The organism is Curvivirga aplysinae (assembly GCF_009711445.1).
Classification (GTDB): Bacteria; Pseudomonadota; Alphaproteobacteria; order UBA8366; family Aestuariispiraceae; genus Curvivirga; species Curvivirga aplysinae.
This window is the reverse complement of record NZ_SMMC01000075.1, coordinates 1-7,072: the sequence shown is the minus strand read 5'-3', so window position 1 is coordinate 7,072 and position 7,072 is coordinate 1. Positions and strand designations below refer to the sequence as shown.

Sequence of the window (7,072 nt, the reverse complement as noted above, 5' to 3'; positions counted from 1 at the left end):
CATTTAATAATTAAAACTATCTTGATAAAGCAATATACTCAAGAGAAAAATTTCAAAGTAAGTATAACCTTGCGATTATCATGTACTTAAGAAATTAGCTGGTAAACATGCCGTTGGTCTTGAGACTACTCCTCAAACCAGTAAAATCATCGATACACCAACAATAGCGAGGACCGCCCCTAAAACGGCATTAACGGACGGTACTTTTCCCTTACTTACCCATAGCAACGGTAAGATTAGAATAGGAGATAAAGAGGCTAAAATTGTCGCCACAGCCGCATCTGCATGTGCGAGCGCATAAAGTAATAAAGAGGTTGAAATGCCATAGCCAATAAACCCGGGCAAAATTGTCCGCATCAACAAATAAGGTGTTATATCTGTTTTTGATTGAAAGCCTTGATAAGGCCATAAACCAACAATCGAAATCAAAAAGGCGGCCCCACAAATACGCACTGCTGAGACAGCAAAAGGATCAGCACCTGACGTTAAAACAGGTTTCAAAATCAAGAAACCTACACCTTGAAAAAAAGCCGCTGCAATACCTAATCCTAGAACCCATAGTAAATTTGCATCTTTCTCAAGAATTGGTTTTCCTTTTCCTTCGCCATAGAGAATGGCTAGAAAGATACCAAACAAGGCAATAAGAATACCCAAGACACTCGTAAAAGTGAGATCCTCGCCTAACCAAAGATAAGCGATCACTGCCACTATTGGCGCCTTTAATGAGACAAGCAGTTCGGTGATACGTGGCCCACCCGTCCTAATACATTCGATCATCGCCAAATTACCGACAATCACACTTAGGACAATGCTGATTATAAATGCGGGCCAATGATCAAGCTGCAAACCAGTCCACAAACCAAACATACTGCAGATCAAAGCGAGTATCGCACCGGAAGTAAGTAATTGAATACGCGTAAATTCAAAAGCCCCCACAAGGCTGGCTGGCTTTTCCGCCAAGATGCTACCGCTCGCCCAGCCAAGGGATGCACCAAGAGATGCAAATATTGAAAGAATAACCATGACATCATCTCCATAAGTTGCTATCTTTTTGATAGCAGATAATTTGCTATCATATTAGTAGCGCACTTGGAAAGAAAAAATTTATGGATGTAGATATTCCCAAAATTGGACAAGCCGTTCGCGGCTCAAGTTCCGGCAAACCTATTATGGTTCTATTCGATCTGTTGGGGCGTAGCTGGGCTTTAGGCATTATATGGTCTTTATCAGATGGTCCGCTTACATTTCGGGCCTTACAAGATAAATGCGGTGATATCTCCCCCAGCGTTTTAAATCGACGTATCAAGGAGTTACGAGCAAGTCGTGTCCTAGATCATGAGAAATCTGGTTATTATTTGACAGACACAGGTAGAGAGCTTTTCTCTCTCCTCTCCCCACTTGGTCATTGGGCGATCAAATGGGGAGAGGAACTTCAGAAGGAGACATAAAAGGCCTAAAGTCTAAACTGCACCTTTACCAATTTACTAAGTCAAGTTTTATAATCTGCTTGTATGCGATCAAGTTTGCGAATAATGCCCGCCCATTCCGTTTTACCATCATAATTATAATCTTCAGACTTGCTCATGGCATCTTGGTAACGTGCTACTTTTTGCGGATCCAATAAGTGTAACTCTCGCTGCATCGACAGCGTCTTGATTTGCGCCGAACAAGTTTGTCGCAAGAAATAGGAACGGAAAAAGGCTTCTGCGGCTGTTGCACCCAAAGCATAATACCCATGATTACGGCTGATCAAGATTTGATGATCTGCCAAAGTCCTCACGAAATGCTCTCCAAACTCTTCATCCTCTTCGAATTCATATTCAATATAGCCAAGAATATTACTTAAATATACCGCTGGCTGATTAAGAGGTAATAAGCCATCCTTGATAGAACCAACCGCCATAACTTCTTCCTCATGGCCATGTACAAAGAAATTTGCATCTGACCGATTTCCCAGAATCCATTTTGCAAGATTAACCCCACCATCATTCAACCAAGGTTCAGTCGGATTTGTTGGTGTCCCGTCAGGTCCTATCTTCACCAGATCAGATGCACGGATCTCTTCCCAAAACAGTCCATATGGATGAACCAGATAATGATCAGGTTCATCTGGAACACGGCAAGCTAGCGCGCCATTTGCCAAATCAGACATTCCATAATGTGCGACAATTCGAAATAAAGCAGCAAGTTCCACTCGGGCATTCCATTCTGCTTCACTACATCTCAATTCAGTTTTAATTGCTGATAAAGTCATTTCCATCTCCCAGATCGTTAATTTTGTTATCCTCAGCCTCAAAGGCCAATTGTCTTTTCAAAACGCGAATACATGAAAAAAGCTCATCATGATCGCTATAAACCCCTTCGATAAAGCGTGTTCCGCCTTTCGCATCGTATCCTTTGCGTCCGTGCAAAACCCTTCTGTTATCAAAAGCAAATAAATCCCCTGATTTATACTTTACTTCCATCTGGTATTTGGGATTCTGCGTATAGCTCACTAATGTCCTTACAGATGAATAAGCGCGTTCTTGTATGTTAATTGGTGCAACCAATGGCGCACGTAACCATGGCGTATACCGCACACCGACAATGCTTCCGTCTTTTTCCGTTTCAAATATTGGCCCTGTCGCCCGATAACTGCTCTCAACTGCACGATTATTAAATTCCCAGTTAATTGATGTGAGAGCATGATACACATCTGGTTCTTCAATTTTCAAATCGGCAGCAATTTTGAACGCGTCGGTATAAATGCCTTCACCACCTCGTGTTGTATTATCACGGCAAAATAAAAACTGAAGGCCATGTGGGTTTATTCTGGTCGGCATATCCGTATGCTGAAGTAAAGCATCAGATGTAAAAGCATTTGAGTCTGGAACATCTTTTAATTCCAATACATATTTTCGACCAAAATTAGATTCTCTTATCACACCAATCTGGGTAACAATTCTTTCCAATAACCCATCTTCATTTTCTAAATTCTCTAATCGTGCGAATCCATAATCTCTGAGAGCAATTAGCCAGTCGAGAAATACTTTTTTTTGCTTCAAAGCAGTGGGTCCATCAAAAGTTGGTGGATTTTCTAAGTTTTCGGTAGACCACAGCTTTGTATAAGGAGCGGTACGTTTTTCGCCAAACCATCCATGCGCGTAAAGCCATCCAGTATGATAGGAACTTGTGATGCCGTCAGACCAACTTATGTCCAAATTGCCACCCTTAGAAACTTTTAACTTTAGAATGGATAAGTCGTCAGGAATATCTGATGGTGACAACAAGGTTTCGCGGGAAAGCGGATGCAAACTTGTTTCATCAGGACTATTTTCCCGTAACAAAAATTTATGATACTCGCATGTCTGACCATTAGACCATGTAATTTGAACATGCCGATCAATATCAACAGCTTCTTCAATGGCATATTTAACAGGCCAATAGTCAAAATCTGGTGTGATTGACAATCCCATCCTGAATACTCCTCTTTATTCTTCCAAAATAAAGATAAACAGTTAAAGCCACCATTTACCTGACATTATTTTACTATATACTGACCATATTAAACTCATTTGGTGAAATAAGATGCCACATTTTGATATCTTTCTTGCGGATAACTTCCCAATCCTTTCCCTCTCATTAATCACGGAACCCTTACGTATCGCTAATAGAGAAAGCCTAAAACAGGTTTATACTTGGCGCTTATTGTCTTTGGATGGTGGCCCACTTATTTCTTCAAGCGGGTATCAATTGCAAACTCAGAAGATTGATGATGAAAAGTGTGATGTCCTGCTTTTACTATCGTCCTATAATCCAGAACGTGCATTAAGTGAAAAATTAATTAACTGGTTAAGACGACAATCCCGCAAAGATATCTTAATGGGCTGTGTCGATACAGGCGCGTTAATCTTTGCCAAAGCCGGATTATTAGCAAACCAACCAGCGGCAGTTCATTTTGAAGCGATAGCAGGCTATATAGAACAATATCCAAAAGCAAAATTTATAGATAAATTATATAGCTTCACCCCGTCTATGTGCTCAAGTGCAGGTGGAGTTTCAACCTGTGACATGACATTGGCAATCATTAAGCATTATTCAGGCAGTCATATATCCAAACGTGCGGCTGAAATTTTAACATATCATCCTTCAGATCATATGGGATCTCATAAAACATTCACCCCCAATCAAACATTGCCGATGATCAGCAAAGTAACAGCAAAAGCAGTGAATCTCATGCTGGCAAATCTGGAAGAACCACTTAGTCTCTCTGACATCTGCAACGCTTGTGAAATTCCTCACTGGAAAATGGCCCGATTATTTAAACGGTATCTACATAATTCACCGCAAAGCTACTACTTGTCCTTAAGATTGGAGCATGGTCAAAATCTGCTGCGAAACTCAAGCCATAAGATTTACACGATTGCTGCTATGTGCGGTTTCGAGAACGGAGAATCCTTTATTCGCGCCTACAAGAAAAAATATGGGAAAACACCATCTAAAGATCGTTATATTTTTTAATCTTCCAACTTTAACTCATATAAATTGGAATGAGATTTCACCGCATAGCGATCATATAACCCGCGTGCGCGGTAATTATCATCGGCGGTTAACCAGCGCATAACAGACCAGTTATTTTCTTTACAAATCACCTTTAATTCCGCCATCAATGCATCTGCAACTTTCAACCCGCGCGCTTTAGGCGATACAAAAATATCATCCAGATATCCAACGTAGCAGCTTCGTAAAGGGCGAAGCATAGGGCGATAATGCGCCAGTCCTACAATCTCATGATCACAGACGGCCAAGATACATTTAAGATCATGTTCGGGATCCTGTATCCAATTCCACACACGATCAGCCATCTCATCTGTCATTTCGGTTTTATAAAATGTGGCATATCCATCATAAAGCGCTCGCCAAACTACTTTATCCTTTGTTTCGCATGGACGTATGTTGATCTTTTTACTCATCGGATTTCCTTACCTTGTTAAGATAGGTATCCAGTAATTTCATTAACCTTTTTTCCCAAGAGCCACTTTTATTTTTCAATCAAGGCCATTAAGTTATCCTCGCGTCACAAGAGAATTATAAAATGCAAAATCAGGATAAGATATTAATAAGCGCCTGCCTTCTAGGGCAGCCAGTTCGGTATGATGGGAATGGTAAACTTCTCTCCCATGAATTAATCCATTTTTTGAAAAGTGAAGATAGATTGATCCCGATCTGCCCAGAGGTGATGGCGGGATTTGATACACCACGCCCACGTGCAGAAATCCAAGATACAAAATCTGGTGAAGATGTATTATTGGGGACTGGGCGCATTTTAGATGACATAAAAGAAGATGTGACCGATCTGTTTATATCGGGGGCGGAGATTGCCTTAGAAATCGCCCAAGAACATAATTGCAAATACGCCTTACTGACGGAAAAAAGCCCGTCTTGCGGTTCAACATTCATCTATGACGGAAGCTTTTCCGGAACTACACATAAAGGCATGGGGGTCGCCAGCGCCTTGCTTATCCAAGCTGGAATCCAAGTCTTTTCCTCAGATAACGTAGAGGAGCTGGCGGCAATATTGAATATTAATCTGGAATCGTAAATGAGCCGGATCGATTATTCCTTAACAGATCATTAATGATATAGTCCACGGCCACTTTCGCCCATATCTCTGGCGTTTTATAATCTGTATGACTATCGGGTAAACAAGCAGCCAACATATCCGTATTAATGCCCCCACCCGGATCTAAGGCAATAGCCTGCACTGATGAGTAAGCTTGGGCCAAATCTAAAACCAAACTTCCAATCAATCCTTCAACAGCGAACTTGCTGGCACAATATGGGGCAAGCCCATCACTTGCTTCACGCCCCCAACCAGAGCTCATACCAATGAAACAGCCATGTTCTGCATTAATCATTTTGGGAATAAAGGCATTGATTGAATGAACCATCCCCATCAAATTAACATCTATATTTGTTTTCCAAACTTGTACCGGAACTTCCCAGGCAGGTAACCGATCATTGATAATACCAGCATTTGCAATAAACGCATCCAATTGCCCATCTTCATAGACGTTCGTAGCAAATTCATTCATCTGATCCACGTTTGTCGTATCTAGGAGATAGAATTCATGTTGAGCGCCAAATTCATCCTGAAGCTTTTGCAGTTGCTTTTCAGACCTACATGTCCCAAAAACCCTTACATCACGAGAAGCACATTCATGTAATAATGCATATCCAAGCCCACGCGAGACGCCCGTAATCGCTATTTTTTTCATTATTTTCACCTAAGCTCTATTTCGGACTTAACTTTTTGTCGGTAAACCAACAGCCAATCTTCCCTCATCGGTTTTTAAAGAAAAATCCATTCCACAATATTTATCAGCGTCATCCGTACAAAGATAGGCAATGGCTTGCCCCACCCATTCTGGAGAAATATGAACGTTAGGATCAAGCTGACTTACAGGATTAATACCGGACTCTTTGATCGCAACTTGCATATGTGTCGCAACAGTACCTGGACTCAATCCAATAGAGCGTATGCCTTGATCTGCATATTCTTTATGAACTGCTTTTGTAAGGGACAATACCGCTGCTTTGGTCGAACAATAATGGCTCCAACCTTCAAGAATAGATGTCGCTGCACCTGAACTAATATTAATAATAGTCCCGCTTCCCTGAGTGAGCATTGATGGCAACACCGCACGGATTCCGTGATAAACGCCTTTAAAGTTAATATCAACAACTTGGTCCCATGCGTCAGGATCAGAATCAGCCAATTTTGCTATGGGATCAATTATCCCTGCATTATTAACCAGAACATCAAGCTTTCCAAAAGTTTCAACTGCAAAATTAACCGCATTGGAAACATCATTATATTTTGCGACATCACATGCAATCGCTGCCGCTTTACCGCCCTCTCCCTCAATCTCTGCAACTAAAGCATGCAATGCTTTTTCACTTCTTGCCGTTAGAACGACTGTCGAACCTGACTTTGCTAGCAATTTGGCCGCAGCAGCACCAATGCCACGGCTCGCACCTGTAATCAATATAACTTTATCTTTTAAATCAAACATTTAATTTCTCTCAATTT

The 7,072-nt window shown here is 41.2% G+C and carries 9 protein-coding genes; 3 read left to right on the top strand and 6 right to left on the bottom strand.

What is annotated here, in order from left to right; all coding sequences use genetic code 11:
• Positions 1-132: 132 nt before the first annotated feature.
• Entirely contained in the window at positions 133-1,023 is an 891-nt protein-coding gene (locus tag E1160_RS01350) for a DMT family transporter (RefSeq protein ID WP_155153195.1), read from the bottom strand.
• Between the two features lie 83 nt (positions 1,024-1,106).
• Between E1160_RS01350 and E1160_RS01345 the strand changes: the two genes are divergently transcribed.
• Complete coding sequence (locus E1160_RS01345) at positions 1,107-1,448, top strand: winged helix-turn-helix transcriptional regulator (protein WP_155153194.1); 342 nt, start codon at positions 1,107-1,109, stop codon at positions 1,446-1,448.
• A gap of 41 nt (positions 1,449-1,489) precedes the next feature.
• Here the strand turns inward: E1160_RS01345 and E1160_RS01340 are convergent, their stop codons facing one another.
• Positions 1,490-2,254, bottom strand: a complete 765-nt coding sequence (locus E1160_RS01340) for a class II aldolase/adducin family protein (protein WP_218048641.1) — start codon at positions 2,252-2,254, stop codon at positions 1,490-1,492.
• Complete coding sequence (locus E1160_RS01335; protein WP_155153192.1) at positions 2,235-3,455, bottom strand: TauD/TfdA family dioxygenase; 1,221 nt, start codon at positions 3,453-3,455, stop codon at positions 2,235-2,237. The genes E1160_RS01340 and E1160_RS01335 overlap by 20 nt, the downstream gene beginning before the upstream one ends.
• A 112-nt stretch (positions 3,456-3,567) precedes the next feature.
• Between E1160_RS01335 and E1160_RS01330 the strand changes: the two genes are divergently transcribed.
• Positions 3,568-4,500, top strand: a complete 933-nt coding sequence (locus tag E1160_RS01330; protein WP_155153191.1) for a GlxA family transcriptional regulator — start codon at positions 3,568-3,570, stop codon at positions 4,498-4,500.
• On the opposite strand, the gene E1160_RS01325 is transcribed toward E1160_RS01330, so the two are convergent.
• Positions 4,497-4,952 carry a GNAT family N-acetyltransferase gene (locus tag E1160_RS01325; RefSeq protein ID WP_155153190.1) on the bottom strand — a complete coding sequence of 152 codons (456 nt, stop codon included), beginning with the start codon at positions 4,950-4,952 and terminating at the stop codon, positions 4,497-4,499. The two genes, E1160_RS01330 and E1160_RS01325, sit on opposite strands and share 4 nt — an antisense overlap.
• Positions 4,953-5,074: 122 nt before the next feature.
• Here E1160_RS01325 and E1160_RS01320 point away from each other — a divergent pair, with 122 nt between their 5' ends.
• Complete coding sequence (locus tag E1160_RS01320; RefSeq protein WP_155153189.1) at positions 5,075-5,581, top strand: DUF523 domain-containing protein; 507 nt, start codon at positions 5,075-5,077, stop codon at positions 5,579-5,581.
• Here E1160_RS01320 and E1160_RS01315 read toward each other — a convergent pair.
• Entirely contained in the window at positions 5,565-6,257 is a 693-nt protein-coding gene (locus tag E1160_RS01315; protein WP_155153188.1) for an SDR family oxidoreductase, read from the bottom strand. The two genes, E1160_RS01320 and E1160_RS01315, sit on opposite strands and share 17 nt — an antisense overlap.
• 27 nt (positions 6,258-6,284) lie before the next feature.
• Positions 6,285-7,055 carry an SDR family oxidoreductase gene (locus E1160_RS01310; protein ID WP_155153187.1) on the bottom strand — a complete coding sequence of 257 codons (771 nt, stop codon included), beginning with the start codon at positions 7,053-7,055 and terminating at the stop codon, positions 6,285-6,287.
• Between the last annotated feature and the right edge of the window lie 17 nt (positions 7,056-7,072).

Bases quoted from the DNA above. Each gene is read 5' to 3' on its own strand.
- E1160_RS01330 (WP_155153191.1), top strand. From the start codon at position 3,568: ATGCCACATTTTGATATCTTTCTTGCGGATAACTTCCCAATCCTTTCC.
- E1160_RS01310 (WP_155153187.1), bottom strand. From the start codon at position 7,055: ATGTTTGATTTAAAAGATAAAGTTATATTGATTACAGGTGCGAGCCGT.
- E1160_RS01320 (WP_155153189.1), top strand. From the start codon at position 5,075: ATGCAAAATCAGGATAAGATATTAATAAGCGCCTGCCTTCTAGGGCAG.
- E1160_RS01340 (WP_218048641.1), bottom strand. From the start codon at position 2,254: ATGACTTTATCAGCAATTAAAACTGAATTGAGATGTAGTGAAGCAGAA.
- E1160_RS01350 (WP_155153195.1), bottom strand. From the start codon at position 1,023: ATGGTTATTCTTTCAATATTTGCATCTCTTGGTGCATCCCTTGGCTGG.
- E1160_RS01325 (WP_155153190.1), bottom strand. From the start codon at position 4,952: ATGAGTAAAAAGATCAACATACGTCCATGCGAAACAAAGGATAAAGTA.
- E1160_RS01345 (WP_155153194.1), top strand. From the start codon at position 1,107: ATGGATGTAGATATTCCCAAAATTGGACAAGCCGTTCGCGGCTCAAGT.
- E1160_RS01335 (WP_155153192.1), bottom strand. From the start codon at position 3,455: ATGGGATTGTCAATCACACCAGATTTTGACTATTGGCCTGTTAAATAT.
- E1160_RS01315 (WP_155153188.1), bottom strand. From the start codon at position 6,257: ATGAAAAAAATAGCGATTACGGGCGTCTCGCGTGGGCTTGGATATGCA.